General features: G+C 61.9%; 24 protein-coding genes. 10 read left to right on the forward strand and 14 right to left on the reverse strand.

All coding sequences use genetic code 11. The features are described 5' to 3' along the window. Positions 1-110 precede the first annotated feature (110 nt). The 9 genes from N2597_RS14700 to glpK form a co-directional block, all read right to left on the reverse strand. Positions 111-1,295, reverse strand: a complete 1,185-nt coding sequence (locus N2597_RS14700) for a YbfB/YjiJ family MFS transporter (RefSeq protein ID WP_183599989.1) — start codon at positions 1,293-1,295, stop codon at positions 111-113. 107 nt (positions 1,296-1,402) lie between these two features. After that, positions 1,403-2,923, reverse strand: coding sequence for an FAD-dependent oxidoreductase (locus N2597_RS14705; protein WP_183599991.1), 1,521 nt, complete (start codon positions 2,921-2,923; stop codon positions 1,403-1,405). Positions 2,924-3,202: 279 nt separating this feature from the next. Then, positions 3,203-3,961: a type I methionyl aminopeptidase gene (gene map / locus N2597_RS14710; protein ID WP_009994976.1), complete on the reverse strand. Its 759-nt coding sequence runs from the start codon at positions 3,959-3,961 to the stop codon at positions 3,203-3,205. A gap of 39 nt (positions 3,962-4,000) precedes the next feature. Continuing rightward, the gene (locus N2597_RS14715; protein ID WP_183599993.1) at positions 4,001-5,062 is read right to left on the reverse strand and encodes an LLM class flavin-dependent oxidoreductase; all 1,062 of its coding nucleotides are present in this window, start codon (positions 5,060-5,062) and stop codon (positions 4,001-4,003) included. A gap of 352 nt (positions 5,063-5,414) precedes the next feature. Further along, on the reverse strand, positions 5,415-5,705 hold the full coding sequence (locus N2597_RS14720) for a GIY-YIG nuclease family protein (RefSeq protein WP_096768971.1): 291 nt from the start codon (positions 5,703-5,705) through the stop codon (positions 5,415-5,417). 178 nt (positions 5,706-5,883) lie between these two features. Further along, positions 5,884-6,351 (reverse strand): SRPBCC family protein, encoded by a 468-nt coding sequence (locus tag N2597_RS14725; protein WP_183599995.1) that lies wholly within the window; start codon positions 6,349-6,351, stop codon positions 5,884-5,886. A 99-nt stretch (positions 6,352-6,450) separates the two neighbouring features. After that, entirely contained in the window at positions 6,451-7,710 is a 1,260-nt protein-coding gene (locus N2597_RS14730; protein ID WP_183599997.1) for an RNA polymerase sigma factor, read from the reverse strand. After that, entirely contained in the window at positions 7,707-8,081 is a 375-nt protein-coding gene (locus N2597_RS14735) for a YciI family protein (protein WP_077989977.1), read from the reverse strand. Before N2597_RS14735 ends, N2597_RS14730 begins: the two co-directional genes overlap by 4 nt. A gap of 139 nt (positions 8,082-8,220) precedes the next feature. After that, the gene (glpK, locus tag N2597_RS14740; protein ID WP_183599999.1) at positions 8,221-9,714 is read right to left on the reverse strand and encodes a glycerol kinase GlpK; all 1,494 of its coding nucleotides are present in this window, start codon (positions 9,712-9,714) and stop codon (positions 8,221-8,223) included. A 154-nt stretch (positions 9,715-9,868) separates the two neighbouring features. Here glpK and N2597_RS14745 point away from each other — a divergent pair, with 154 nt between their 5' ends. The 5 genes from N2597_RS14745 to xdhC all read left to right on the forward strand — a co-directional run bounded on the left by N2597_RS14745 (position 9,869) and on the right by xdhC (position 16,198). Next, positions 9,869-10,645 carry a 3-hydroxybutyrate dehydrogenase gene (locus N2597_RS14745; RefSeq protein WP_183600001.1) on the forward strand — a complete coding sequence of 259 codons (777 nt, stop codon included), beginning with the start codon at positions 9,869-9,871 and terminating at the stop codon, positions 10,643-10,645. 27 nt (positions 10,646-10,672) lie between these two features. Continuing rightward, positions 10,673-12,139, forward strand: a complete 1,467-nt coding sequence (gene xdhA, locus N2597_RS14750) for a xanthine dehydrogenase small subunit (RefSeq protein WP_183600003.1) — start codon at positions 10,673-10,675, stop codon at positions 12,137-12,139. A gap of 214 nt (positions 12,140-12,353) precedes the next feature. After that, positions 12,354-14,693 (forward strand): xanthine dehydrogenase molybdopterin binding subunit, encoded by a 2,340-nt coding sequence (gene xdhB, locus N2597_RS14755; RefSeq protein ID WP_183600005.1) that lies wholly within the window; start codon positions 12,354-12,356, stop codon positions 14,691-14,693. 14 nt (positions 14,694-14,707) lie between these two features. Next, positions 14,708-15,130 carry an endonuclease domain-containing protein gene (locus tag N2597_RS14760; RefSeq protein ID WP_183600007.1) on the forward strand — a complete coding sequence of 141 codons (423 nt, stop codon included), beginning with the start codon at positions 14,708-14,710 and terminating at the stop codon, positions 15,128-15,130. A gap of 255 nt (positions 15,131-15,385) precedes the next feature. Continuing rightward, entirely contained in the window at positions 15,386-16,198 is an 813-nt protein-coding gene (gene xdhC / locus N2597_RS14765) for a xanthine dehydrogenase accessory protein XdhC (RefSeq protein WP_183600009.1), read from the forward strand. On the opposite strand, the gene N2597_RS14770 is transcribed toward xdhC, so the two are convergent. Then, complete coding sequence (locus N2597_RS14770; RefSeq protein WP_096768963.1) at positions 16,174-16,368, reverse strand: hypothetical protein; 195 nt, start codon at positions 16,366-16,368, stop codon at positions 16,174-16,176. The genes xdhC and N2597_RS14770 overlap by 25 nt on opposite strands. A gap of 101 nt (positions 16,369-16,469) precedes the next feature. Here N2597_RS14770 and N2597_RS14775 point away from each other — a divergent pair, with 101 nt between their 5' ends. Further along, positions 16,470-17,366: a LysR substrate-binding domain-containing protein gene (locus tag N2597_RS14775; RefSeq protein ID WP_183600011.1), complete on the forward strand. Its 897-nt coding sequence runs from the start codon at positions 16,470-16,472 to the stop codon at positions 17,364-17,366. Positions 17,367-17,421: 55 nt separating this feature from the next. On the opposite strand, the gene N2597_RS14780 is transcribed toward N2597_RS14775, so the two are convergent. Continuing rightward, a complete protein-coding gene (locus N2597_RS14780; protein WP_038690579.1) occupies positions 17,422-17,754 on the reverse strand; it encodes a hypothetical protein in 333 nt (110 codons plus the stop codon). A gap of 388 nt (positions 17,755-18,142) precedes the next feature. Between N2597_RS14780 and N2597_RS14785 the strand changes: the two genes are divergently transcribed. From N2597_RS14785 to N2597_RS14795, 3 genes are all read left to right on the forward strand, one after another. Continuing rightward, the gene (locus tag N2597_RS14785) at positions 18,143-19,381 is read left to right on the forward strand and encodes a urate hydroxylase PuuD (RefSeq protein WP_039621387.1); all 1,239 of its coding nucleotides are present in this window, start codon (positions 18,143-18,145) and stop codon (positions 19,379-19,381) included. After that, positions 19,378-20,688 (forward strand): guanine deaminase, encoded by a 1,311-nt coding sequence (gene guaD, locus N2597_RS14790; protein WP_183600012.1) that lies wholly within the window; start codon positions 19,378-19,380, stop codon positions 20,686-20,688. Before N2597_RS14785 ends, guaD begins: the two co-directional genes overlap by 4 nt. Positions 20,689-20,845: 157 nt before the next feature. Further along, on the forward strand, positions 20,846-21,988 hold the full coding sequence (locus N2597_RS14795; protein ID WP_183600015.1) for an alpha-hydroxy acid oxidase: 1,143 nt from the start codon (positions 20,846-20,848) through the stop codon (positions 21,986-21,988). Between the two features lie 44 nt (positions 21,989-22,032). Here N2597_RS14795 and N2597_RS14800 read toward each other — a convergent pair whose 3' ends face one another. From N2597_RS14800 to N2597_RS14810, 3 genes are read right to left on the reverse strand one after another with little or no spacing between them, the layout of a single operon-like run. Continuing rightward, positions 22,033-22,473 (reverse strand): hypothetical protein, encoded by a 441-nt coding sequence (locus N2597_RS14800; protein ID WP_183600017.1) that lies wholly within the window; start codon positions 22,471-22,473, stop codon positions 22,033-22,035. Beyond that, positions 22,470-23,798 carry a phosphatase PAP2/dual specificity phosphatase family protein gene (locus N2597_RS14805; RefSeq protein ID WP_183600019.1) on the reverse strand — a complete coding sequence of 443 codons (1,329 nt, stop codon included), beginning with the start codon at positions 23,796-23,798 and terminating at the stop codon, positions 22,470-22,472. Before N2597_RS14805 ends, N2597_RS14800 begins: the two co-directional genes overlap by 4 nt. Positions 23,799-23,809: 11 nt before the next feature. Beyond that, positions 23,810-25,594 (reverse strand): bifunctional alpha/beta hydrolase/class I SAM-dependent methyltransferase, encoded by a 1,785-nt coding sequence (locus N2597_RS14810; protein ID WP_183600021.1) that lies wholly within the window; start codon positions 25,592-25,594, stop codon positions 23,810-23,812. Positions 25,595-25,792: 198 nt separating this feature from the next. On the opposite strand from N2597_RS14810, the gene N2597_RS14815 reads away from it, so the two are divergent. Beyond that, positions 25,793-26,404, forward strand: a complete 612-nt coding sequence (locus N2597_RS14815) for a CDP-alcohol phosphatidyltransferase family protein (protein ID WP_183600023.1) — start codon at positions 25,793-25,795, stop codon at positions 26,402-26,404. Positions 26,405-26,560 lie beyond the last annotated feature (156 nt).

The following is a 26,560-nucleotide window of genomic DNA, read 5'->3' on the forward strand; positions in this document are numbered from 1 at the left end:
CCTGAACTGTGAGTCTCGGGAGTGTCATCGAACACTGATTGTGCCGGAAACTAAGGCAGTTCGAAGGAAGCAGCAATGGCTTCGGCCCATTGTTACGCAGATGTAATGGGTTAAGCGATTTTCCTGATGATCGGCATCACCAGCGCCGCACAGACCAGAAGCGCGATTGCGGCGATCACCGTCGGGACGGTGAAACTGCCTGAGCGTTCAGCGATCCAGCCGGCAACAACAGGCCCGACGATCTGGCCGAGACCGAAGGCGGCCGTCATCATCGCCAGAATTCGCCTCGGGCTCTCGGGTGAAAGCTTGCGGCCGATCTGCAGCCCATAAGCCGTGATCGCGAGGAACGTCGCGCCGAACAGTGCGCCGCCGATCAGCGGTGCGACTGAAGGGGGCAGCGCCACGGTCGCCAGCACGCCGGCCGCCTCGACCAGAAGCGCCGCGATATAGACACCGCCGAGCCCGAGTGGCCTCACCAGCGGCCTCCAGGCAAACAGCGCCACCGCCGCCGTCAGACCGGCGATGAACCAGCAGAGGAATTCAACGAAAGCTCCCGTTGCCGACAGGCGGGCGATGGTGACGAGGAAGGTCGCGGTGATGACATAGCCGAATCCGAACAGGCCGTAGGACATGGTTATCAGCACCATCGGCCGGCTCCAGTTGAGCGCCGGCTCCTTGCCCGCCTGCGCCGTTTGCGCCGGCGCCGACGGCAGCAGAAGGTAGACGGCAACCAGGCTTATCGCACAATAGATTGCGCCGCCGATCCAATCGGCGCGCCAGCCGCCCGGCCCGTCGTGAAAGCCGAGACCAACGAACAGCACCATCACCGAGGACAGCGCGATCCCCGCCCCGGGCCCACCGAAATGCGCCGCCTGCACATGGTCATTGCCGGCCGCAGCCCCGTGGCTGAGCACGATCGAAGAGGTGAAGACCATCGCAAAGGCGCTGGCGAGGCCGGCCAGGAAGCGGATGACGGCGAAGACCGCGACGGAATCGGTGGTGGCCATGGCGGCAAGCAGGATTGCGGTGGCAAGCAGCGCCGAGAGCGCCACCAGCCGCTCGCGCCCCGCCGCCCAACCATAGGCCGCAAGCACGGCGCCGACGAGATAACCGACGAAATTCGCCGAAGCGATGAAGCCTGCATCCGCTGCCGAAAGCGGCACGCCGCTCATCATCCCGGGCAAGATCGGCGTGTAGGAGAAGCGCCCGAAGCCCATGGCCGCCGCCATCGCAACAGCGCCGGCAACGGCGGTGGCAACGAGGTTCGGCTGGGAGCGAGGCGGGCGGGAGAGCATGCAGCGCTTATCGCGCCGCAGTCGCTGCACCGCAAACGACTATTTCTGATCGATCGATCAATTTCCGGAAAGCTAAATAAATCGACCGCTTCCCTAGCTCACCGCACTCAGTCGATCTCGGCCAGGGGCGAAACTGCTGGTGCATTCAGGACCGTTCCATCCACCGCGAAGTGCGATCCGTGGCATGGACAGTCCCAGCACCGTTCCAGGGAGTTCCAGTGCACGTGGCAGCCGACATGCGTGCATGCGGCAGATCGCCTGTGCAGCGTGCCATCGTCGCTGCGGAACGCCGCGATCTTGGTCATTCCTTTGCGGACGATAGCACCTTCTCCCGGTCGCAGCCGATCGACGGACTCGACTTCGCCGGGCGCGACATACTCAGCGAAATTCTTGATCATTGTCGCGTTCTCGGCAAGGTAATTGCCGACGGCGCTCACCGTCTTCCGGGACGGCTCGTAAAGTTCCCGCCAGGGACTGTCGCCGCCGAGAATGGCCTCGGAGATCAGGAGTGAGGCCACCACGCCGTGGGTCATGCCCTCGCCGGAATCTCCGGTGACCACAAATAGCCGTTCGTTGCCGGGATTGCGGCCGATGAAGGCGGCATAGTCGATTGTCTCCATAACCTGCCCGGACCATCGGTGGGTTTCGGCCCCGAGATCGGGCACCAGTCCTCTGATCCAGGATGTCAAAGCGGCGAAGCGATCGTCAGCGTTGTCGGCGGTGCCCGTCTTGTGGTCCTCGCCGCCGACGATAAGGAAATCGCTCTCGTCATCGCCGGGATGAAGGCGGACATAGTGGTAGGGGTCCTCGGTGTCCCAGTAGAGACCATCCGGTACGATGCCGCGCGCAATCTCGAACGCCATTGCGTAGGTTCGATAGGGCGCCTGCTTGGTATGGAGTGCGACCCTATCGTTGATTGGCGAGTTGGTCGCCACGATGGCCCACCTGGCGGTCACGGTGAGGCCGGAGTTCGTTCCCACGCGCACCCCGCTGTCGGATTCCTCGACCTTATCGACGATCGTCTCGCTGTAGAGGGTGCCGCCGCGCGCCCGAATTCCGGCCGCCAGACCGCCAAGATATTTGAGCGGATGGAATGTCGCCTGATCCGGATAACGCAGGGCGGGCGTGTCCCCATGCCCGGAAAGCGGCAACCCCGCGACTTCCTCGACCGCGATGCCTATCTTCAGGCCCGCCTCGAGCTCACGCCGGAGATCGGCTTCCTCCCCTCCAGCGGCGGGAAAGAGAAAGCCGTCGAGCCGACGGAAGTCGCAGGCTATGTGTTCCGCGGCCTGGATCGCCTCGATGCGGGCGATCGCCGCCGAGTGGCTCTGAAAATAGAGCCGCGCCAGCTCCTCGCCGCGCAAGCCGATGAGTTCCGAAAAGTAGTCGTCGCATACCGACGCAAGGTGTGCAGTTGTGCGGGCCGTCATGCCGCCGCCGATCCGGCCTCGGTCGAGGACTGCAACCTTTTGCCCCGCGGCAGCCAGCTCGTACGCGATCGACATGCCTGCAATTCCAGATCCGACTATGACGACGTCGAAGTCTTCGTTGCGGGCGAGAGGCGCTGCGTCGGGCGCGACCTCGATGCCTGACCAGAGAGACACGGTCCGTTCGTCGCTCGCATTCATGGCGGAGTTTCTCCTAGTCCTATCCGCGGTAAATGGGCGGATGAACCGAATGTTCCGGGCGGAGCCTCAGACCCGGCAGGAGCCAGGGACTCCACGATTATTTTAGCATTCTATAATATACCGTTGAGAGTTGTTGTCATTGACGCAAATCGAGTGCTCATGCCGAATACGTCGGCTGCTATGCTCTCAGGGCACCGCAGTTCTTTTCCGAAAAAGGCGACCTCACCAAGTATTTGAAGTCGCTCCAACCAACTCCATGCGTGACGGCAGTGTGGTTTCCTACGCCCGCCCGTCCGGCAAGGTCAAAATCACCGGTCCGTTCCGCGTCGCTACCACCGTGTGCTCATATTGCACGGTCGGCGCCTTCGGATCGGCATAGAGCGTCCATGCATCGTCGCCGCCCTCGGCCCATGTCGCGCCGAGCGAAAGGAACGGCTCGACCGTAAAGACGAGACCGTCCGTCATGACGCGCTTTTCCGAAGGGTCCGGCCAGGTGGAGAGCTCGGCCGGCTCCTCGTGCAGCGAACGGCCGACGCCGTGGCTCGCCAGATTGGCAACCAGCGTATAGCGGTTCCTCTGGGCGAAAGCGCCGACGGCGGTGCCGATCTTTCCCAGCGGCTCACCCGATTTCACCTGGTTGAGCCCGACCCAGAGCGCCCGCCTGCCGTCGCGGCACAGCCGTTCGATCTTCGGCTTGACCGGCGGCATCGCAAAGGAAGCGCCGGTATCGGCGAAGAAGCCATCCTTCTCAGCCGAGACGTCGATATTGATCAGGTCGCCGGCCTGGATGACGCGTGGCCCTGGAATACCGTGGGCGATTTCTTCGTTGATGCTGATGCAGGTGGCGCCAGGAAACTGGTAGCAGAATTCCGGCGCCGAGCGCGCGCCGGCATCCTCAAGCACCTTGCGGCCGATCCGGTCGAGCTCCAGCGTCGTCATGCCTGGTTCCATCGCTGCCGCCATCACCTGGATGGCGTTGGCGCAGATCCGGCCGATCTCCTTGAGCTTTGTCAGTTCATCGTCGTTTGCGATAACCATTCGTCTCTTCCGGCCTTGCGCGGGCGCGGCGCGGCCGCCTCAAGCCGTGGCTTTCGCCCCTTCGCCCCTTTCAGTCAATGCCTTTCTGACGATCGGGGCGACTTTCGTCCCGTAGAGCTCGATGCCGCGCATGATCTCAGCATGCGGCATCAGGCCGATCGCCATCTGCAGCAGGAAGCGGTCGTTCCTGAAAAGCCTGTGATGAGCGATGATCTTTTCCGCGACCGCCTCGGGATCGCCGACAAAAAGCGCGCCGTTCGGCCCACGCGACAGATCGAACTGCGCCCGGCTGGTCGGTCCCCAGCCGCGCTCGCGGCCGATGCGGTTCATCACTTCCGCCTGCGGCCCGTAAAACTGCTCGGCGGCGGCCGCGGTCGTATCGGCGATGAAGCCGTGAACATTGATGCTGGTCTTCAGCTTCGCCTGATCCTGGCCTGCGCGCCGCGCCGCCTCGCGGTAGAGATCGAAAAGCGGCGCAAAACGGCGCGGCTCGCCGCCGATGATGGCGAGCGCCACCGGCAGTCCGAGCGCGCCGGCACGCGCCACCGACTGCGGTGTGCCACCGACCGCGACCCACAACGGCAGCGGGTCCTGCAGCGGCCTCGGATAGACGCCGCGCCCGCGGATCGGCGCGCGAAGCTCGCCCTCCCACTCCACCGTCTCGCCGTCGCGCAGCGCCAGGAGCAGATCGAGCTTCTCTTCGAAAAGCTGGTCGTAATCCTCAAGGTTATAGCCGAACAGCGGGAAGGACTCGATGAAAGAGCCACGCCCGGCCATGATCTCGGCCCGGCCATTGGAAATGAGATCGAGCGTTGAAAACTGCTGGAAGACGCGCACCGGATCATCCGAGGAAAGCACCGTGACAGCGCTGGTCAACCGGATGTTTTTGGTCTTGACGGCCGCGGCCGCCAACGCCACCGCAGGGGCTGACGCCGCATAATCCGGCCGGTGATGTTCGCCGAGCCCGAAGACATCGAGCCCGACCTGATCGGCGAGCTCGATCTCCTCGATAAGATGCTTCAGCCGCTCGGCCCCCTCCGCTCCCTTGCTGCGGGAGGGATTGGGATTGACGTCGGCGAATGTGTAAAGGCCAAGTTCCATGGTCGCATCCCGTTGTGTTCTGCCTGGAAATAGGGATCGTGGAGAGCAAGCGCAAATACAAACTCTGGAACGGAATGTTCGAGAGTTTCGATAGTGCGGCGTCCGATAGCCGCGTAGGAAAGAGTCTTTGCGCCGTGGACACGGCGCTGCTGGATTCCTGTGACAGGCACAGGAATGAGGGAGCAAGGGGATCAACCTGCGCTCCATATCCTCTATCATTCAAAGCGTAATATGCAGAGCCAGATCAGGGCGAAGAGGGTCGTTTTGGAGCACTGCGGACACCAAGAACTCCCTCATTCCTGTGCCTGTCACAGGAATCCAGCAGTCGCGCGTCCGCGCGACGAGAGAATCTTCACAGACCCAGCAGGTGAAACGAAATCTCCTCCCATTCAGGATTCTCCCGCTCGATCAAATTGAGCTTCCACTGCCGCGGCCATTTCTTGATCGTCTTCTCTCGCGTGATCGCGGTCGTCAACAAATCATGCTCCTCGAACCACACCAATGTCTTTACGCCATACTTCGACGTAAAGCCTGGCGTCAGTTCGTTCTGATGCTCGTATAGCCGACCTGCAAGGTCACGCGTCACGCCGGTATAGAGCGTGCCATTGCGGGCAGATGCGAGGATGTAGACGTAACCCTTCATGCCGGTAGATTGGCACAGGTAACATCCCGCGTCGACAGCAACACCTGCCCACCTGAATCCCTATTCCAATCTGAAATTCAACGACTTCCAAGCCTCAACGGAATCATCTTCCAAGCTGCTTCACATCGCACGCGAAGCATGAGGGCGGCGCGGCCTCCACCACGCAGCCCTCGCCGCTTCACATCCTCGCCAGCAGTTCCGCCAGCTGATCGGCAGCCTTGCCCCATCCCTCGTGGAATCCCATCTTCTCGTGCTCTTCCTTGTCCTCGGCGCGCCAATGCAGCGCCTTGGCCGTATACTTCGTTCTGCCATTGCCGAGATCTTCGAGCAGGATGACGCCGGTGAAGAAAGGTTTTTCGGAAGGCACCCAGGCCTCGCTATAGGCGTCGGTGAAGACGATCTTCTCGTTCTCGACGATCTCGAGATAAACGCCGCGGTTCGGATACTGATTGCCCTCGGGGTCCTGCATGACGACGACACTGGAGCCGCCGGGGCGGACGTCGAGCGTCGCTTCCGCGACACCCCAGGGGCGCGGTACGAACCACTGCTTCAGCAGGTCGGGATCGGTCCACGCCTTGTAGATCTTTTCGCGCGGGGCGTCGAATTCGCGAACCAGGGTGAGTTCATGTTGCGTGCTTGCGGTCATTTCGACATCTCTCCATTTGAGTGAAACCTGTTTCCTGTCAGGTTGTTACAAGGACGTGCCGAACTTCGCCGTTCCGACAGCGCGCCAATTTTTCCTGATTTAATTTGCGATCGGCTGCGTGGGCTCTTCCTGCATCTTGTCGATCTGCCGGCGAATATGAGCCGCCTCGGCCGCCGAATGGGCAAGCGCGATGGCATGGTCGAAGGCCTCGCGCGCCTGGCGGGACAAGCCAAGCTGCTTCAGCAGGCCACCCCGCAAACCGTGATAGTAGAAATAGCCGCCGAGCTTCTCGCCAAGCGGATCGATGAGATCGAGCGCCTGCTGCGGCCCGTGCAGCTTGGAAACAACGACCGCGCGGTTAAGCGTCACGACAGGCGAAGGCTGCACCCGCTCCAGCGCGCGGTAGAGCAGATCGATCTCGACCCAGTCAGTATCCTCGGCACGTTTCGCGCGGGAATGGATGGCGGCAATGGCTGCCTGAAGCTGATACGGGCCGGGCCGGCGGTGCCGCAGCGCCTTGTCGAGCAGCGCCAGGGCCTCGTTGATGAAGGGCTGGTTCCAAAGTGAGCGGTCCTGATCTTCAAGCAGCACGATTTCCCCCTCGGCGCTGAAGCGCGCCGGCCGGCGCGAAATCTGCAGGAGCATGAGCGCAAGCAGCCCCATCAGTTCCGGTTCCGCCGGGAAAATGTGCAGCATCAAGCGCGCCAGTCGGATCGCCTCGTCACTGAAGGTTGCGGCCTCCTGCTTCGGGTCGGCCTGACTGTAACCCTCGTTGAAGATGAGGTAGATCATCGTGCTGACGATCGAAAGTCGCTCGGCCCTTTCCTCAGGGCTCGGCGTTTCGAACGGCACCCCTGCCTTGGCGACACGCGCCTTCGCCCGGGTGATGCGCTGCTCCATCGCGCTTTCCGATACCAGGAAAGCGCGCGCGATCTGCTGCACGGAAAGGCCGGACACGATGCGCAGCGCCAGCGCGATCTGCTGAGTGGCCGGCAGATCCGGATGGCAGCAGATGAAGAGAAGCCGCAGGATATCGTCGCGATAATTGGAATCGTCTAGCCGCTCGGCAATATCGCTTTCGGCATCCTCGGTATCGGAAATGACATCCTCGTCCGGCAGCGCCTGGAGCTTCGTCCGCTTGCGCACCGCATCGATACCGCTGTTGCGGCCGACGAAGATGAGCCAGGCTGTCGGATCGCGTGGCGGTCCTTTCTCCGGCCATGTCCGGATCGCCCTCAGGCATGCCTCCTGGAACGCCTCTTCCGCGGTATCGAGATCGCGGAAATAGCGCAGCAGCGCGCCAAGCGCCTTCGGGCGCGCCGAGGCAAGCGCAAGGTCGATCCAGGCAATATCGGTCATGACGCAGCATCTCCCGGCCTGAAGACGTAGAACGGCCGAATTTCGTAAGAGGTGGAACCGGGATTGACGGATGAAAGCTGCTTCGAGAAGGCGACGGCCTCGTCGAGGCTTTCGAAGTCAACCACATAGAAGCCGAGAAGCGCCTCCTTCGTTTCCGCAAAAGGCCCGTCGATGACCAAGGGCTCGTCCTTGCCTTTGCGCACGGTAGTCGCCGCCGTCGTCGGCATCAGCCGGCCCACAGGGCCGAGCTTGCCGGCTTTCGCCAGCGGCTCCTGCACGGCGTAAAGTCTCTCCATGACGGCAGCCTCTTCCTCCTCGGTCCAGGCGAAGACGGTTTCCTCGTGAGCGTAACAAAGGATTGCATAAAGCATCGGGTCACTCCTCTTTCCGAATGACGAAGGAGTAACCGCTTAGCCGACAGGTCGCATCAAAAAATTATCAAGAAAGAAGCGCTGAGAGCCAGGCCGACCCGCGCACACAAGGCAGCGCTATCGCGCGGTTCCGATTGCCTCACCCGTCGCTCAGGGTCCGCCGGACCGCATTCTTCCAACCCTTGAGCTTGGCCGCCCGCACCTTCTCATCCATATCGGGCTCGAACCGCCGGTCGCGTTTCCACGTCGCAGAAAAGCCGTCCCTGTCCGGCCAGACCCCTGCCCGGCTGCCGGCGAGCCAGGCGGCACCGAGCGCCGTCGTCTCGAGAATAACCGGGCGGTCGACGGGGGCATCGAGCAGGTCGGCGAGGCGCTGCATCGTCCAATCCGAGGCAACCATGCCGCCATCGACGCGCAGTACGGTATCGTCGCCGCTGTTCTTCCAATCCTTCTGCATGGCCTCGAGCAGATCGCGGGTCTGGTAGCAGACGGCTTCGAGCGCGGCCCGCGAAAGCTCCGCCGGGCCGCTGTTGCGCGTCAGCCCGAAGATGGCACCGCGCGCCTTGGCGTCCCAATGCGGCGCGCCCAGCCCGGTAAAGGCAGGCACGAGATAGACTTCTTGCGTCGGATCAGCCTTCTCGGCAAGCGCATTTGTCTCGGCGGCGCTGCCGATGATCCCGAGCCCGTCCCGCAGCCATTGCACCGCTGCACCGGCGATGAAGATCGATCCCTCGAGCGCGTAGGTCGTCTCACCGTTCAGCCGATAGGCGATGGTGGTCAGCAGCCGGTTTTTCGAGCGGACCATATCGGCGCCGGTATTGAGCAGCGCGAAACAGCCGGTGCCATAGGTCGATTTCAGCATGCCCGGTGCAAAACAGGCCTGACCGATGGTCGCGGCCTGCTGATCGCCGGCAACCCCGAGAATCGGGATCGCGGCGCCGAAGATATCGGCGTCGACCGTTCCGAAATCGGCGGCGCAATCCTTGACTTCAGGCAGCATGGCGGCCGGCACCCTGAGAATATCGAGCAGATCCTCGTCCCAGCTATTTTCGGCAATATTGAACATCAGCGTGCGTGAGGCGTTGGTCGCGTCGGTGACGAAGCTCTTGCCGCCGGTCAGGCGCCAGATCAGGAAGGTGTCGATCGTGCCGAAGCAGAGATCGCCTCTGGCGGCGCGCGCCCTGGCGCCCTTGACGTTGGCGAGCATCCACGACAGCTTCGTGCCGGAAAAATAGGGGTCGAGAATAAGACCGGTCTTTTTCGTGAACAGCCGCTCCAGATCCTGCCGTTTCAGATTGTCGCAATAGCTCGCCGTGCGCCGGTCCTGCCAGACGATCGCGTTGTGGATCGGCCGGCCGGTCTGGCGCTCCCAGACGACCACCGTTTCGCGCTGGTTGGTGATGCCGAGCGCTGCAACATCCCTCGCCGTAATCCCTGCGTCGCGCAATGCCATGTTGACGGTGGAGACGACCGAATCCCAGATCTCCTCGGGATCGTGCTCCACCCAGCCGGAGCGCGGATAGAGTTGGGTGAATTCCTTCTGGCTCTTGCCGGCAACATGCATGTCGCCATCGAAGACGATCGCCCGCGTCGATGTCGTTCCCTGATCGATCGCCAGAACATATCCACTCATCAAACCCCTCCTCAAACATATCATTATCGTTGCAAATCAATAAGACACGGATACGGATGAGAAAAGCCAATAAAGCGGAATTGCCAGCCTGCCGGCTTTGGGCATAACCTCGCCGGCAACGCTGCAACGCAGCATCCGCCCCAGGGAGAAAAACATGAGCAGATCAGTCGTCGTCACCGGTTCCACCAGCGGCATCGGTCTTGCGATCGCCACCGCCTTCGCCGAAGCGGGCGACAACATCGTCATCAATGGCTTCGGAAATGCCGATGAAATCAAGGCGATCGTCGAACGGCTTGAATCAGTATCCAAGGGACGGGCGATCTACCATCCGGCCGACATGACCAAGCCCGCTGAGATCGCCGACCTGATCAAAACGGCGGCGAAGAGCTTCGGCACCGTCGATATCCTCGTCAACAATGCCGGAATCCAGCATGTCGAGAAGATCGAGGATTTCCCGATCGAAAAATGGGACCAGATCATCGCCATCAACCTGTCGAGCTCCTTCCACACCATGCGCGCCGCGATCCCGCTGATGAAGGCCAAGAAGCATGGCCGCATCATCAACATCGCCTCGGCGCACGGGCTGGTCGCCTCCCCCTTCAAATCCGCCTATGTCGCGGCAAAACATGGTATATTAGGCCTGACGAAGACGGCGGCGCTGGAGCTTGCCGAATTCGGAGTGACGGTCAACGCCATCTGCCCCGGCTACGTGCTGACGCCGCTGGTCGAAAAGCAGATACCCGATACCGCCCGGGCCCGCGGCATGACCGAGGAGCAGGTGAAGAGCGAGGTCATCCTCAAGGCGCAGCCGACGCGCGAATTCGTCAAGGCCGAAGAGATCGGCGCATTGTCGCTCTACCTCGCCAGCGATGCCGCCCGGCAGGTGACCGGAACGCACATCTCGATTGACGGTGGCTGGACGGCGGCATAACCATTTGGAAAAACAACCGGGAATATCATGAACGACAGCATCCGCTTCATCCTGAACGGCGAGGATATCGCGCTCACCGATGTCGGGCCGACCGAGACGCTTCTCGATTTTCTGCGGTTGAAGCGGCGCCTGACCGGCACCAAGGAAGGATGCGCCGAGGGCGATTGCGGCGCCTGCACCGTGCTCGTCGGGCGGCTCGCCGACGGCAAGCTCGCCTATGAAACCGTCAACGCCTGCATCCGATTCATGGGCTCGCTGCACGCCACCCATGTGGTGACGGTCGAACATCTCGCCGGCCGGGACGGCGCGCTGCATCCGGTGCAGCAGGCGCTCGTCGACTGTCATGGCTCGCAATGCGGCTTCTGCACCCCGGGCTTTGTCATGTCGCTCTATGGACTGTGGCTGACGAAGGAAAATCCCGGCCGCCGCGAGATCGAAAAGGCGCTGCAAGGCAATCTCTGTCGTTGCACGGGTTATGAGCCGATCGTCAAGGCCGCCGAGCAGGTGAGCCTGACGCGGCCGAGCGCGCTCTTCGATCCGCTGCAGCGGACACGATCGGAAATCATCGCGCGGCTCTGGGCTCTGCAGGCGAGCGGCACCATCCGGATTGCCAGTGGCGAAGGCCGGTTGATCGTTCCGGCGTCTGTTCAGGCTCTGGCGGAAGTCCTCTCTGAGGAACCCGAGGCGGCCGTCGTTGCCGGCGCGACCGATGTCGGCCTCTGGGTGACGAAGCAGATGCGCCGGCTGAGCCCGGTCGTTTTCGTCAATCATCTGAGCGAGCTGCAGTCGGTCACGGAAAGCGAAGACGGCGTCACCATCGGCGCCGGTGTCAGCTATACCAGGGCCTTCGAAGCGATTGCCCGGAAAATTCCGGCGCTCGGACGGCTGATCGACCGTATCGGCGGCGAGCAGGTCCGCAACATGGGCACGATCGGCGGCAATATCGCCAACGGTTCGCCAATCGGCGACAGCCCGCCGCCCTTGATCGCACTCGGCGCGACGCTGACGCTGCGCTCGCTGGAAGGCCGGCGCAAGATGCCGCTCGAAGACTTCTTCATCGCCTATGGCAAGCAGGACCGCAGGCCCGGCGAATTCGTCGAGAGCGTATTCGTGCCCTATCCCAAGCCCACCAGCCACTTTGCCGCCTACAAGATCACCAAGCGGCGCGACGAAGACATCACCGCCGTGCTCGGCGCCTTCCTGCTGACGCTCGATGAGGCCGACGTGGTCACCGACATCCGCATCGCCTTCGGCGGCATGGCGGCAACGCCGAAACGCGCCCGAACCGTCGAGGCTGAACTGATCGGCAAGCCATGGACGGAAGCGACGATCGACGCCGCCCGCCCCGCCTTCGACAGCGACTACCAGCCGCTGACCGACTGGCGCGCTACGGCCGAATACCGGCAACTGACGGCGAAGAACCTGCTGACGCGGTTCTATCTGGAAACCGTGGGCGCGCCGGCGGAGCTGAAGCGGTTCGAGGAGGTGGCGTGATGGATTGTTTCGCTAGCCAGCCTCCGGCAGTCACCACTTTGCCCCTCACCCTAACCCTCTCCCCGCCTGCGGGGAGAGGGGACGTGCCCTGCGAGAAGTGGCGAGAAACGGAGACGGCGCGGCATGTCCCTTCTCCCCGCAAGCGGGGAGAAGGTGGCGGCAGCCGTATGAGGGGCCACCGTCAAAACGGTGCCGGCAACCAAGGACGCCGCTAATGGACAAGTCCACCTTCGAAGACCCCAAAGTCGTCATCTCCGGCCCCATGCACGGCTCGCTGCGCCATGATTCAGCGCATAAACATGTCACCGGAACCGCCGATTATATCGACGATATTCCCGAACCCGCCGGCCTACTGCACGGCGCGCTCGGCCTTGCCGACCGGGCGCATGCCGAAATCATAAGCATCGATCTTTCCGCTGTCGCGGCCTATCCCGGCGTCGTCTGGGTTTTCACCGGCAAGGACGTTCCCGGCATCAACGACACCAGTTCCAACGGCAGCCATGACGAGCCGCTGCTCGCTGAAACCTTGGTTCAATTTCACGGCCAGCCGATCTTTGCCGTCATCGCCGAAACGCGCGACGCCGCGCGCCGCGCCGCGCAGCTGGCGAAGATCGACTATCGCGACCTCACGCACTGGCACGATATCGACGGCGCCCTTGCCAACGGCGGCCCCCTGGTGATCACCCCGATGACGCTCCAGCGCGGCGAGCCGGAGACGGAAATGCCGAATGCCGCCATGCGGCTGAAGGGCCAGATGCGCATCGGCGGACAGGAGCATTTCTATCTCGAAGGCCATATCGCCGTGGCGATTCCCGGCGAGGACGACGAGGTCACCGTCTGGTCCTCGACGCAGCATCCGAGCGAGATCCAGCATATTGTCGGCCACGTGCTCGATATCCCGTCGAACGCGGTCACCGTCAACGTGCGCCGTATGGGCGGCGGCTTCGGCGGCAAGGAAACGCAGGGTAATCAGTTCGCAGCCCTTGCCGCGATCGCCGCCAAGAAGCTCGGCCGTGCGATTAAATTCCGCCCGGACCGCGACGAGGATATGAGCGCCACCGGCAAGCGTCACGATTTTCTGGTCGATTACGAAGTGGGCTTCGATGCCGAAGGCCGCATCCACGCCGTCGACGCCACTTACGCGGCCCGCTGCGGCTTCTCCTCGGATCTGTCGGGACCGGTAACCGACCGCGCCCTCTTCCATGCCGATTCCAGCTATTTCTATCCGCATGTGCATCTCCAGTCGAAGCCGCTGAAAACGCACACGGTCTCCAACACCGCCTTTCGCGGCTTCGGCGGCCCGCAGGGCATGCTCGGCGCCGAGCGCCTCATCGAGGAGATCGCTTATGCCCTCGGCAAGGATCCGTTGGATATCCGCAAGCTGAATTTCTACGGCCAGCCAGGCTCCGGGCGGACACTGACGCCCTACCATCAGGAGGTCGAGGACAATATCATTGCCCGCGTCGTCGAAGAGTTGGAGAACACGTCAGACTACCGGGCGCGACGCAACGCCATCATCGGCTTCAACCGCGACAGCCGCTATATCAAGAAGGGCATTGCCCTGACGCCGGTGAAATTCGGCATTTCCTTCACCATGACCGCCTTCAATCAGGCCGGTGCGCTCGTCCATATCTACCAGGACGGCTCGATCCACCTGAACCATGGCGGCACCGAAATGGGCCAGGGCCTCTATACCAAGGTCGCGCAGGTGCTGGCCGACAGCTTCCAGGTCGATATCGACCGGGTGAAGATCACCGCGACGACAACCGCCAAGGTGCCGAACACCTCGGCCACCGCCGCCTCCTCCGGCTCGGATCTGAATGGCATGGCGGCCTTCGATGCCGCCCGCCAGATCAAGGAACGTCTGGTCGCCTTTGCCGCCGAGAAATGGGAAGTGGCGCCTTCCGACATTGTCTTCCTGCCCAACCGGGTGCGGGTCGGTGAAATCGAGATCCCCTTCCCCGATTTCATCAAGCAGGCCTATTTCGCCCGCGTCCAGCTGTCTGCCGCCGGCTTCTACAAGACGCCGAAGATCCACTGGGACCGCAAGGCCGGCCGCGGCACGCCTTTCTTTTATTTCGCCTATGGCGCCGCCTGCACCGAAGTCTCGATCGACACGCTGACCGGCGAATATCTGATTGACCGCACCGACATCCTTCACGATGTCGGCCGCTCGCTGAACCCAGCAATCGACCTCGGCCAGGTCGAGGGCGCCTTCGTGCAGGGCCTGGGCTGGCTGACGACGGAAGAACTCTGGTGGGATGACAAGGGACGGCTGCGCACCCATGCGCCGTCCACCTACAAGATCCCGCTCGCCTCCGACCGCCCGAAGATCTTCAACGTGCGCCTCGCCGAATGGTCAGAGAACGCCGAGGCCACCATCGGCCGCTCCAAGGCCGTCGGCGAACCGCCCTTCATGCTGGCGATCTCGGTGCTGGAGGCGCTGTCGATGGCGGTCGCCAGCGTGGCGGATTACAAGGTCTGCCCCAGGCTCGACGCCCCGGCGACGCCGGAACGGGTGCTGATGGCGGTGGAGCGGATGAAGCGGGTGTAGGATGGCGGCGAAACATGTCCGATCCCGAAGACATTAGGAAAAGACGTCCCGGCAAAACTCTGCAAGCTCGCAAATTACGTCAAACCGAAAGTGAAGAGGAATATCGGCTTTGGGGCGATCTGCGAAATCGACAGTTGAATGGCTATAAGTTTATGCGACAAGCCCCACTTGGGGCCTACATCGCCGACTTTCTATGCCGCGAAGAGCGACTGATTATCGAAATCGATGGATTTCAACACGCCGACAATATGTCCGACATGACTCGGACCTTGTGGCTAAACCAGGCTGGATATTCAATCCTCCGATTTTGGAATCATGAAATAACCCAGGAGCGAAGAGCAGCCCTCGACACGATCCTTGCCGCACTTGAAAGGCGAATAGTCCAGCGCGATGATATCCTCCGCTTCTATCCTGCGATCATTCGTACGGGAAATTGAGAACGTAATGCGCTTGAACCAAGGCCCCTCATCCGACCCTTCGGGCCACCTTCTCCCCGCTGGGGAGAAGAGGGAGAATGCCGCGCTTTTGTTGATCCCATCTACGCTTTTACATGTAGTTTCTGCAGGTTCATCGGTTTGCTTGAGCGATGCGCGAAAGCCTTGTTCCCTCTTCTCCCCAGCGGGGAGAAGGTGGCCCGAAGGGTCGGATGAGGGGGTCTTCGCGGCATACTCCATAGGTCACGGAGCGATCCCATGACCGACCTCCCCGTCTTCCTCGCCGCCCACCCCGATGCAATCCTCATCGACATCACCAGCACGCAAGGCTCCACCCCGCGGGAGGCCGGCACCTTCATGCTCGCCTCGCCATCCGCGCTGTGGGGCACGATCGGCGGCGGACAGTTCGAATTCATGGCGATCGCGAATGCCCGGCAGATGCTGGCGGGAACCGGCGGCGCGGCGACCATGGACATCCCGCTCGGCCCCGAGATCGGCCAGTGCTGCGGTGGGCGTACACAGTTGCGGTTCCGCCATCTCACGCCGACGTTGAAGGTCGAACTCGGAGCGAGGCTTGCCGGCGAGATCGAGCGCCTGCCCGAGGTGCTTCTCTTCGGCGCCGGCCATGTCGGCCGCGCGCTGGCCGCAGCTCTTGAGCCGCTGCCGCTGTCGGTAACGGTCGTCGAAACCAGGCAGGAAGAGCTCGCCAACCTACCGGCTACGACGAAGACCCGGCTGGTGCCGATGCCGGAGGCGCTGGTGAAGGATATACCGGCCGGCGGCGCAGTCGTCATCCTGACGCACGACCATGCGCTGGACTTTCTCATCGCCCGTGAAGCGCTGGCGAGGGAGGATCTCGCTTATACCGGCATGATCGGTTCAGCGACCAAACGCGCCACCTTGGCAAGCTGGCTTTCCCGCGAAGGCGGCGAACGCGGCTGGATGGAACGATTGACGCTGCCGATAGGCGGCTCGGCGGTCAGGGACAAACGCCCCGAGGTGATCGCCGCAATGACCGCCGCCGAAATCCTGACGGCGCTGGCGGCCTATCGCTTGCAGACGTCCTCGTAGAACGGATCGCGGCCGTCGAGGAAACCAAGATCACGCTTGATGCGATCAGGCGCAGCATCGAGGTCGAGGCGGGGCAGCCGGCCGAAACGGCCGACCAGCAGTCCGGCAACACGCTTGAACACACCAATGCTCGGCTGCGAGCGCTTCTCTTCGATAGCAAAGCAATCCATGAAATCACCTCGTCAGATTGATGGTATGAGTTGCAGTTTGCCGCCGAAAATGCTGCAATTCCAATCGAACAACCGACTGCCTGCATCAAGAGAACTTATCCATGAAGCTTTCGAAACAGTTTCCGCTGAATGCGCTGCGCGTCTTCGAAGCAACCGCTCGGCTCGGCAGCTTCACCAAGGCTGGGGACGAGCTCGGCATGACGCAGACGGCGGTCAGCTATCAGATCAAGCTCTTGGAAGAGAATGTCGGCGAGCCGCTCTTCCTGCGCCGTCCCCGTCAGATAGCGCTGACCGAGACCGGTGAGCGGCTGGCGCCGAAGGTGACCGAAGCCTTCGCCATGCTGCATGACGCGATGGCAACCGCGCGCGACAGTGTCGAAGGCACGCTCGCCATCAGCTCGACCCATACGTTCGCGTCGAAATGGCTGGCGCCGCGCCTCGGCTCCTTCCATTTGAAGCATCCGGCGATCGCCGTGCGCTTTCAGGCGAGCTCTGATATCATCGACTTTTCTCGCGAGCAGATCGATGTCGCCATCCGCTGGGGCGACGGCAATTGGCCGGGTCTGACCCTGCACCGGCTGATGGGGCTGGAGTTCACACCGATGCTGAGCCCGAAGCTGGCGGAAGCGGCCGGCGGCATCAGGGAGCCGCGTGATCTCCTGAAATTCGATCTCTTCGATGCCGGTGACATCTGGTGGAAACAATGGTTCGAGGCAGCCGGCGTCACCGAGACGGATCTTGATCGCCGCCCGCGCAATCAACTCGGCTCCCAGGCGGTGGAAGCCGACGCGGCAATGTCGGGACATGGCGTCGCCATCCTCAACCCGGCCTTCTATGCGGCCGAAATCGCGCTCGGCCGGCTCTATCAGCCCTTCGAGTTGACCCGCAGCGACGGCAAGGCTTACTGGCTTGCCTATCCCGAAAACCGCCATAACCTACCGAAGATCAAGGCCTTCCGCAACTGGATTCTCGAAGAGATGAAGGCGGCCGGCCATTAGATCATCACGGTTTGGACCCGGTTCACCAGCCGGGTCCACTGTAGTGATACTCATCTCAAAATCCCATCTCCGGCGCATAAAAACAGCGCGGCGTATCCTCGTTCGGAAACAGACAGAGATGATAGTCGTTGTCGCCGGATTGCATCGCCTTCGTCATCGGCAGCAGGAAGACATGCGCGTGCGTGACCAGCCGGTGGTCGCCCGGCAGCAACGTTACGCGATATCCGCCCGGCGTCACCGCCACGCTTTTCGAAGGGATCATCTGGCAGTCGCCATTATGACTGTCGCCGTTGCAACAATAGGGGTCATAACTCCACCCCGAGGGTGCGTCGTGAGCCGTCGCCAGCGACGCATATGCAATCATCACACACGTCAAAATGCTGCGCATGGCATCTTCTCCGTCGATGAATGCGCCGCCGCTGATCCACTGTTCTTATTTCATTCCGGCGGCCTTAAACATAACTGTAACCGAATTGTCATGGTTTCAAGACCTGCTGCATGAGCAGACCGAGTATAAGCCGGAGATAATGCACAGCCTTCTCGGCATCTTTTAGGCATCTTTTAGGCACAGGACAGCATATCGGGGATGCGGACACGATCGATAGTTTCGACAGAACCGCCAATGAGCCGATCGCTGTAGAGCGCGGTGATCATACCATTACTGCGCGGGTTCACCACCGTTGCCGAATTGCGTCCTGTGCGGCTCTTCAATCTCCTCTTCCCTCCCCGTCAAAATTTCCGCAAAGTCGCGAGTCGGAGGAAGTTAGGGGAATTCGATGTATGAATATGCCATAGCATGGGAATGGCTGGCCTTCGCGGCACGCTGGTTCCATGTCATCACTGCGATCGCCTGGATCGGATCGTCTTTCTATTTCATCGCGCTCGATCTCGGACTGGTGAAACGCCCGCATCTGCCGCCCGGCGCCTATGGCGAGGAATGGCAGGTCCATGGTGGCGGCTTCTATCATATTCAGAAATATCTGGTAGCGCCGGCGCAAATGCCCGAGCACCTGACCTGGTTCAAATACGAAAGCTATTTCACCTGGATCTCCGGCTTTCTGATGCTCTGCATCGTCTATTACGGCGGCGCCGACCTCTTCCTCATCGACCGGCATGTGCTCGACATCAGCCCGCCGGTCGCCATCGCGATCTCGCTGGCATCGCTGGCGTTCGGCTGGCTCGTTTATGACCTCCTCTGCAAATCCCCGCTCGGGCGCAACACCTGGGGGCTGATGGCGGTGCTCTATGTCGTGCTCGTCTTCATGGCCTGGGGCTATACGCAGCTTTTCACCGGCCGCGCCGCCTTTCTGCATCTCGGCGCCTTCACCGCGACGATCATGTCGGCCAACGTCTTCATGATCATCATCCCGAACCAGAAGATCGTCGTCGCCGACCTCATCGCCGGCCGCACACCCGATCCGAAATACGGACAGGTCGCCAAGCAGCGTTCGCTGCACAACAACTACCTGACCCTGCCCGTCATCTTCTTCATGCTGTCGAACCACTATCCGCTCTCCTTCGGAACACAGTTCAACTGGGTGATCGCCGCGCTGGTCTTCCTGATGGGCGTCACCATCCGCCACTGGTTCAACACCACCCATGCCAGGAAAGGCCGGCCGACCTGGACCTGGATCGTCACCGTCATCCTTTTCATCCTGATCATGTGGCTTTCGACGGTGCCGAAGCTGCTGACCGGCGAAAGGGATACGGCGGCGGTGGCGCCCGCCTTCCAGCAATTCGCCGGCGATCCGCATTTTCCCGCCGTCAAGCAACTGGTCTCGACGCGCTGTTTAATGTGCCACGCCGCCGAGCCCGCCTATGAGGGCATCGTGCGAGCACCGAACGGTGTCGAGTTCGAAAACGACGCTGATATCGCCGCCCATGCCCGTGAAATCTATATACAGGCAGGCCGCAGCCATGCCATGCCGCCCGGCAACATCACCGATATGACGCCGGACGAACGCAAGCTGCTCGTCGCCTGGTTCGAAAGCGCAGTCGAAGGCAAAAAACAATGACGACGACACTCCTGCGCGGCCGCCTGCTGTCCTTTCATCGCGCGCCGCTCACTCTGGCCGATAGCCAGAGCTATTTCTACGAGGAAGATGGTGGCCTGCTGATCGAAGGGGGGTTGATCGCTTCGGTCGGCGCCTATGCCGACGTCAAGGCGAAGGCAGCCGCTGACGTGGTGGAGATCGACCACCGCCCGCATCTGATCCTGCCCGGCTTCATCGACATGCACCTGCATTTTCCGCAGATGCAGGTGATCGCCTCATATGCCGCCAACCTGCTCGAATGGCTGAACACCTATACCTTTCCCGAGGAATGCCGTTTCGTCGAAAGCGCGCATGCTGAGAGGATCGCCACGCATTTCTACGATGAACTGATCAGCCACGGCACGACGACGGCGGTCGCCTATTGCTCCGTGCACAAGACCTCCGCTGACGCCTTCTTCGCCGAGGCGATGAAGCGCAACATGCGCATGGTCGGCGGCAAGGTGATGATGGACCGCAACGCGCCGCAGGGCCTGCTTGACACGCCCGAGATGGGTTATGACGAGACCCGCCAGGTCATAGCGGACTGGCACGGCAAAGGCCGCAACCACGTCGCCATCACCCCGCGCTTCGCCATCACCTCGACGCCTGCGCAGATGGAAGCGACGTCAGCGCTTGCCCGCGAATTTCCCGATCTGCACGTCCAGACGCATCTCTCGGAAAACCACGACGAGATCAAATTCACCTGCGAGCTCTATCCCGAAGCGATCGACTACACCGACATCTACGCCCGCTACGGCCTGCTCGGGCCGAAAAGCCTCTTCGGCCATGCCATCCACCTCTCCGAGCGTGAAGCCGATGTCATGAGTGAGACGGGTTCGGTTGCCGTCCATTGCCCGACTTCGAACCTCTTCCTCGGCTCCGGCCTGTTCCCGCTGAAGGCGCTGGCGCGGCGCGACAAGCCGGTGCGCATCGGTGTGGCGACCGATATCGGCGGCGGCTCCAGCTATTCGATGCTGAAAACCATGGACGAGGCCTATAAGATCCAGCAATTGCTCGGAGAACGGCTGAACCCGCTGGAAAGCTATTACCTGATGACGCGCGGCAATGCCGAGGCGCTGTCGCTGGCCGACCGGATCGGCACGCTGGACCCCGGCAGCGACGCCGATCTCGTCGTCCTCAATGCGGCCGCGACCCCGGCCATGGCGCTGAAGCTGGAAGCGGTGAAGACCCTGCCCGAGGAACTCTTCCTCTTGCAGACGATGGGCGACGACCGGGCCGTCGCCGAAACCTATGTGGCGGGTCTACCTATGAAAGCGGGGCTTCGATGACACCCGCTTGCTCCCAAATAGAAGCCTTCCGACGACTGTATGAACATCTTTCATTCCATCCGCGGCCCAAAGCAGCCTAATGCCGGGATTTCCCCTAACGCTCCTTGAAATGTCGTGTTAGGTCCGCTGATTGCATTCAGATGTGAAGGTTCAATTCATGGCCACTCCGCTCACGATCGCCGATCTGAAAGAACTCGCACGCCGTCGTGTGCCGAAAATGTTTTTCGATTACGCGGATTCGGGCGCCTGGACGGAATCCACCTATCAGGCGAATGAGTGCGATTTCAGCCTGATCAAGCTGCGCCAGCGGGTTTTGGTCGACATGACCGATCGCACATTGGAAACGACGATGATCGGCCAGAAGGTGTCGATGCCGGTGGCCTTGGCGCCGACCGGCCTGACCGGCATGCAGCATGCCGATGGCGAGATGCTCGCGGCGCGCGCCGCCGAGGAGTTCGGCGTTCCCTTCACGCTGTCGACGATGAGCATCTGCTCGATCGAGGACGTCGCATCGGTGACGACGCGCCCCTTCTGGTTCCAACTCTACGTGATGAGGGACAAGGATTTCGTCCTCGGCCTCATCAACCGAGCCAAGGTCGCCAAATGCTCGGCACTGGTGCTGACGGCCGACCTGCAGATCCTCGGCCAGCGTCACAAGGACCTGCGCAACGGCCTTTCAGCGCCGCCGAGATTCACGCCGAAACATGTCTGGCAGATGGCGACCCGGCCCTTCTGGTGCCTGGATATGCTGCAGACCAAGCGCCGGACCTTCGGCAACATCATTGGCCATGCCAAGAACGTCTCCAACATCACCTCGCTCGCCGCTTGGACGCATGAGCAGTTCGATCCGCGGCTCTCCTGGGCCGACGTCGCCTGGATCAAGGAACAATGGGGCGGGCCGCTGATCATCAAGGGCGTGCTCGACCCGGAGGACGCCCGGGCAGCCGCAGACACCGGCGCCGATGCGATCGTTGTCTCCAATCATGGCGGCCGCCAGCTCGACGGCGCCCCCTCCTCGATCAGCATACTGCCTTCAATCGTCGATGCCGTCGGCGACCGTATCGAAATCCATCTCGACGGCGGCATCCGCTCCGGCCAGGATGCGCTGAAGGCCGTAGCACTCGGCGCCAAGGGCACCTATATCGGCCGCTCCTTCCTCTACGGCCTCGGCGCCATGGGCAAGGAGGGCGTCACGCTGGCGCTCGGCATCATCCGCAAGGAGATGGACATCACCATGGCGCTCTGCGGCAAACGCGACATCAACGACGTGAACACGTCGATCATATCGAGGCAAGGCTGAAGCAGAGGTATCGGCGAAAACCCGCCACACACCCAATATGCAATTCAGGCTGGCGGCGGGGCATGGTTCGCATTGACCTGAAGGATCGCGAAAATCACGAGATAGAGGGCGAGCGCCAAACGCTGCTGCCAGACGATGCGGCGCGATCCGGCAATCCGCTTCTCCAGGCCAGGCGGCGTCGGGTCAGGCTTGCGAAGCTGCATCCGGAACAGCAGGTCGTCGACGGCGGCAAGACCGGCGGCCTCTGTCTCGTGGCTCGCCGCGAGGCGAAACAACAGCGCATCGAAGAGGAGATGGATCGCCAGCGCAAGCACAATCCCGCAGCAAACCAGCATCAGGAGCCAGCTGAGCGTTGGGGCGAAACCTCCATATCCCCCGGTGATCGGGCCGGCGATCAGCGGCAACAGTGCTGTCAGCCCGCAGAACAGTGAATTGCGGCGGAGATCTCGCGCCGCCGCGGAGGCCGCGATTTTCCACGGCGTCATTGCACGCCCTCCTTCGCAGCATGGATACTTTCCACCGGCAGATAAATACGCCGCCCGGCGCGTTCGATCAGTTGCAATGCTTCGGCTGGGTTTTCGCAACGGCGGCTGGTAACCAGCCAACCTACGATGACGCAGGCGCTCCGCTGAAAACCCAGCGCGCAGCAGACGAGGACCGGTCCCTGGTGCCGCGCAGTCTCGATGACATCAGCCGCGGCTCGCGCCTGGATCTTGTCGAGAGCTGTGAGATCGAGGGCGGGAAAGCTGCACCAGCGCGCAAGCGTCCCGCTCGGGCGCTGAAGTTCGCCGGTAATGTCGATCACCGTGGCAAAGCGGTCGGCCTCGTGGCGACGCGGAAAACGACCGAGATGAACGCCATCAGCAATCACCACCGATGCCGGCATTTTGCGTGTCCAGAGCCAAACGTTGATGATGGCGGCGAGCCGATAGGGTGCCAGCAGCCATCGGCTGGCAAGCGCGGCTCGGCCATCGGCACGTTTCAGGAATATCTGCGGGCCGGCGCCGAAATATCCGACGGCGACGATCGCCAGCGCAACGGCGGGCCAGAGCAACAGAAGTGCCGCGGGCGATAGAGGAGTACAGAGCGCTGCAAGGCCGAGAAATGCGGCGGCACCGCAGAGATAGCAGATGCCAAGACGGCGCGACTTCGGATCGCCGCTCCAACTGAAATTCGCAAGAGGGGAATCCGCATCGCGCGGAAAAAGCCAGGCGGCAAACAGGCCGAGCAGCATGCCGGTCGGTATGTCCATGACGTGATGCTGCCACGTCGTCAGCACGGAGGCGCCGATCAGGAAGCACCAGACGTGCCAGAGAAGTCGTGCCCGGCGCGGCAACCGGCCGCGCAGATGATCCCAGATCACCACCAGCAGCGCGACATGCAGCGATGGCGCCTGGTTGAACGGTTTATCGAAGCCACCGAGGACGGCGAACATGAAACCGGGCAGGCCGCTGGTGGCCGGCCGTACGAAGGTTGCTTCGAGGGGAAAGGCGATAAAGCAGGCGACCGCTATTATCTGGATCGTCAGATAGCGCCTCGCGAGCACATCCACATCCCGCGGCGTCTTATTGATGAACAGGCAGAGTGCGTAGAACAGGTTGATCGACCAGTATGGAATGATTGTCCATGCCAGGAACGGAATGGCGCTTTCCCATGCAAAGGCGATGTTCGGCACATCAGCGCGTTGCGATGCCAGCCAGTTGGCGCCGCCATACGTCAGATAGAAGAACGGCGCCAGGAAGACGAGCCAGAGTGCCGCCCGCTTCAGGACCGGCGCTGCCTGGGAAAGAGTAGAACGTGCCTGCCCCAACGGCTTTGCCCTCAAATTCTCTCCGCCAGCGAGACGGTGAAAATGCCCCACTGGTCGATGCGCTGTTCGATCTTGCGGAAACCGGCCGCGGCGACCAGCTGGTCCATTTCTTCTTGCGTCCGCCGCCGCATCACCCACGCTTGGCCGCCGCGGTGGGAGGTCAGGGCGCGGGCGATCATCTCCAGTTGAGGATGCCATGGCTGGTTGGTGTAGACGAGCAGACCACCCGGCTGCATCGCGCGGGCGATCCCGCCCAGCGAAGCGGCAACCATCGCATTGTCGGAAAACAACTCGTAAAGGCCGGAGACGATGGCGAGATCCGGAGCCGGCGTGATTGCAGCCAGCCCCTCGCCGTCAAAGGCATCCTGCTGGCGAAAGCTGACGAAATCACTGAGGCCGCGCGCGGCAATGCTGGTGCGGCCGGCGTCGACGTTGATCGGGGAATAATCCTGCAATCGCACACTATCGGGACGCACGGCAGCCGCCTCGATCGCATCAAGGACATAACGACCGTGGCCGGCAGCTATGTCGAGCATATGCGTGCCGCGGCCGGCTGCTTTCAGGCGCTTGAGCCCGTATTCGATCAGCTCCTGCAAATGCAGCTTGCGCTGCCTGATGCCGCGCCAGCCGATCGCCTCGAGAAACACCTTGTCGATCAACCGCCCGCCGGGACCGAGCCCCCGCGGCTGGTTCTCATAGACATAATCGAGCGTCGAACCGGAATCGAAACCGGTCTTGACTCCCGCCTTTATGCCGTCCGACACCAGCGCACCGAGCCTGATGTTGAGACGGCTGAGCGCCCAGTAGATGCCGCGTGGGGACGTGGCGTCGAGAGGGCTCGCGAGCCGGTCAGCCTCATCCTTGGTATAACCCTGGATATGAGCGGTAGTAAGGTCGGCAGGCGCCCGGGGCTCGGAAAACCGCGCATCGATAAAACGGCGGACCTCGGCGAGCGCAATCGCGCGATCCTTCTCACCGAGTGTGTCATGGTAGAAACCAGGAAGCACATGCCGCTCCTTGATGCGGCTGCCGAGATTTTCGTAGAACCGGTGCTGCGGCGCGTGTCGCACCACCCAGTCACTGCCGGAGATCAGCAGCTGGGTCGGAACGGTGATGGCGCGGGCGTCGGCGACGACGCGGGCTGCCGCGTCGTAAAGCTGCAATAGAATGTTGGAGGCGATCGGACGGGTGATCAACGGGTCGGCTTCAAAGGAGGCGATGCGCTCGGGATCGTGGGTCAGAAACCTCGCCTTGACGTAGGAATTGACGAAGAACGTCCCCTTGAGCTTTTCCCAGAGCGCAATGCCTTGCCTGGCGAAAGGCACATAAAGCTTGACGCTGAAGGCCGGTGAAGCGAGCACGAGCGCACGGATCGGCGGCGCATAGTCGTGCACCCAGGTGGTGGCGAGGACCGCGCCGACACTCTGCGCAATGACGGCAACGTCTGTAACGGCAGTCCCGCTTGTCTCGCTGACATGGCGGACGAAGCAATCGAGATCACGCACCGACGCAGCGAAGGATGGCGAATAGCCGCGTTCTCCCGGTGAACGCCCGTGGCCGCGTGCGTCCCAGGCGTAGAAGGCAAAATCATCGAGACCGAGCTCGGTGGCGAGATGCGCGACCCGGCCGCTGTGCTCGTGGCCGCGATGGAGAAGAATAATTGCGCCCTTCGGCGCAGCACCGGTCGCAGGCCACGTCCGATAAAACAGTCGCGTGCCATCGTGCGACACGAATTCGGATTCACGCATCGGCCTGGCCGTCAAGGACGGTTGCCAACTGTCGGCAGCTTGCAGCACGGTCTACTCCAATTCTGATCGCTTGATGGGTTGCAACTACTGGCGGAACAATGATTTGCATTCATTGCAAAAGTCTAGTCGCAAATGTAAGCCCTATACGAGAACCGACATGAAGTATCGGCTGCCCACACTTACGACGATCTGCACCACCAGAGCCGCGATAGATCTTCTGATGCCACGAAACTCCACCGAGGTAGCATGTCTGTTTATCAATTGAAGTCTCGCTTTCAGAATATCCTTCGTCCTCTGGTGTGTTTCCTCGCGGCGCGAGGCGTCACCGCCAATCAGGTGACATCAGTTGCCGCGGCCGTCTCGGTTGCACTTGGCCTGTTTCTGAGCATCATTCCGCTTCCGCAGCTGTTCCTGCTGGTGCCCGTCTGGTTTCTCCTGCGTATGGGCCTCAATGCCATTGACGGCATGCTCGCGCGCGAACATGGGCAAAAGAGCATTTTGGGCGCCTATCTCAACGAGATCGGCGATGTCGTGTCCGATATTGCCCTGTATTTGCCGTTTTCGCTGATCGATCCGTACGGCCTGATGCCGGTCATGGCAGTCATTTTCCTCTCGGTGCTGACGGAATTTGCCGGCGTATTGGGTCAAACGGTCGGCGCCAGCCGGCGTTACGACGGACCACTCGGCAAGAGTGACCGTGCGGTGCTTTTCGGCGCACTCGGAATCTTTGTCGCCGTTGGCGGCACGTTTGCGGCATGGACTGTGTGGCTTTGGGCGGTGGTGGCTCTGCTTCTCGTATGGACCATCATCAACCGTATCAGCGCCGGCATTCGCGAGGCGCGCACCGCCGCCCGATAGGAAGCGGAGCCGATCTGCCGCCTGTTTCCTCTGACAACGCTATGCGGGAACTGCGTCGAACGCAGCCCTCTTGCGAGTTGCTTGGCAAGCACATCTTCTGGTCCCTACCGCCTGTTAACCGCACCTTAAATAAAGGTTGTATTTTTCTGGGCCCCC

The organism is Rhizobium sophoriradicis, from assembly GCF_025200795.1.
GTDB lineage: Bacteria > Pseudomonadota > Alphaproteobacteria > Rhizobiales > Rhizobiaceae > Rhizobium > Rhizobium sophoriradicis.

Coding starts and splice junctions, on each gene's coding strand:
- N2597_RS14700 (WP_183599989.1), bottom strand. CDS start 1,295: ATGCTCTCCCGCCCGCCTCGCTCCCAGCCGAACCTCGTTGCCACCGCC.
- N2597_RS14705 (WP_183599991.1), bottom strand. CDS start 2,923: ATGAATGCGAGCGACGAACGGACCGTGTCTCTCTGGTCAGGCATCGAG.
- map (WP_009994976.1), bottom strand. CDS start 3,961: ATGGTTATCGCAAACGACGATGAACTGACAAAGCTCAAGGAGATCGGC.
- N2597_RS14715 (WP_183599993.1), bottom strand. CDS start 5,062: ATGGAACTTGGCCTTTACACATTCGCCGACGTCAATCCCAATCCCTCC.
- N2597_RS14720 (WP_096768971.1), bottom strand. CDS start 5,705: ATGAAGGGTTACGTCTACATCCTCGCATCTGCCCGCAATGGCACGCTC.
- N2597_RS14725 (WP_183599995.1), bottom strand. CDS start 6,351: ATGACCGCAAGCACGCAACATGAACTCACCCTGGTTCGCGAATTCGAC.
- N2597_RS14730 (WP_183599997.1), bottom strand. CDS start 7,710: ATGACCGATATTGCCTGGATCGACCTTGCGCTTGCCTCGGCGCGCCCG.
- N2597_RS14735 (WP_077989977.1), bottom strand. CDS start 8,081: ATGCTTTATGCAATCCTTTGTTACGCTCACGAGGAAACCGTCTTCGCC.
- glpK (WP_183599999.1), bottom strand. CDS start 9,714: ATGAGTGGATATGTTCTGGCGATCGATCAGGGAACGACATCGACGCGG.
- N2597_RS14745 (WP_183600001.1), top strand. CDS start 9,869: ATGAGCAGATCAGTCGTCGTCACCGGTTCCACCAGCGGCATCGGTCTT.
- xdhA (WP_183600003.1), top strand. CDS start 10,673: ATGAACGACAGCATCCGCTTCATCCTGAACGGCGAGGATATCGCGCTC.
- xdhB (WP_183600005.1), top strand. CDS start 12,354: ATGGACAAGTCCACCTTCGAAGACCCCAAAGTCGTCATCTCCGGCCCC.
- N2597_RS14760 (WP_183600007.1), top strand. CDS start 14,708: ATGTCCGATCCCGAAGACATTAGGAAAAGACGTCCCGGCAAAACTCTG.
- xdhC (WP_183600009.1), top strand. CDS start 15,386: ATGACCGACCTCCCCGTCTTCCTCGCCGCCCACCCCGATGCAATCCTC.
- N2597_RS14770 (WP_096768963.1), bottom strand. CDS start 16,368: ATGGATTGCTTTGCTATCGAAGAGAAGCGCTCGCAGCCGAGCATTGGT.
- N2597_RS14775 (WP_183600011.1), top strand. CDS start 16,470: ATGAAGCTTTCGAAACAGTTTCCGCTGAATGCGCTGCGCGTCTTCGAA.
- N2597_RS14780 (WP_038690579.1), bottom strand. CDS start 17,754: ATGCGCAGCATTTTGACGTGTGTGATGATTGCATATGCGTCGCTGGCG.
- N2597_RS14785 (WP_039621387.1), top strand. CDS start 18,143: ATGTATGAATATGCCATAGCATGGGAATGGCTGGCCTTCGCGGCACGC.
- guaD (WP_183600012.1), top strand. CDS start 19,378: ATGACGACGACACTCCTGCGCGGCCGCCTGCTGTCCTTTCATCGCGCG.
- N2597_RS14795 (WP_183600015.1), top strand. CDS start 20,846: ATGGCCACTCCGCTCACGATCGCCGATCTGAAAGAACTCGCACGCCGT.
- N2597_RS14800 (WP_183600017.1), bottom strand. CDS start 22,473: ATGACGCCGTGGAAAATCGCGGCCTCCGCGGCGGCGCGAGATCTCCGC.
- N2597_RS14815 (WP_183600023.1), top strand. CDS start 25,793: ATGTCTGTTTATCAATTGAAGTCTCGCTTTCAGAATATCCTTCGTCCT.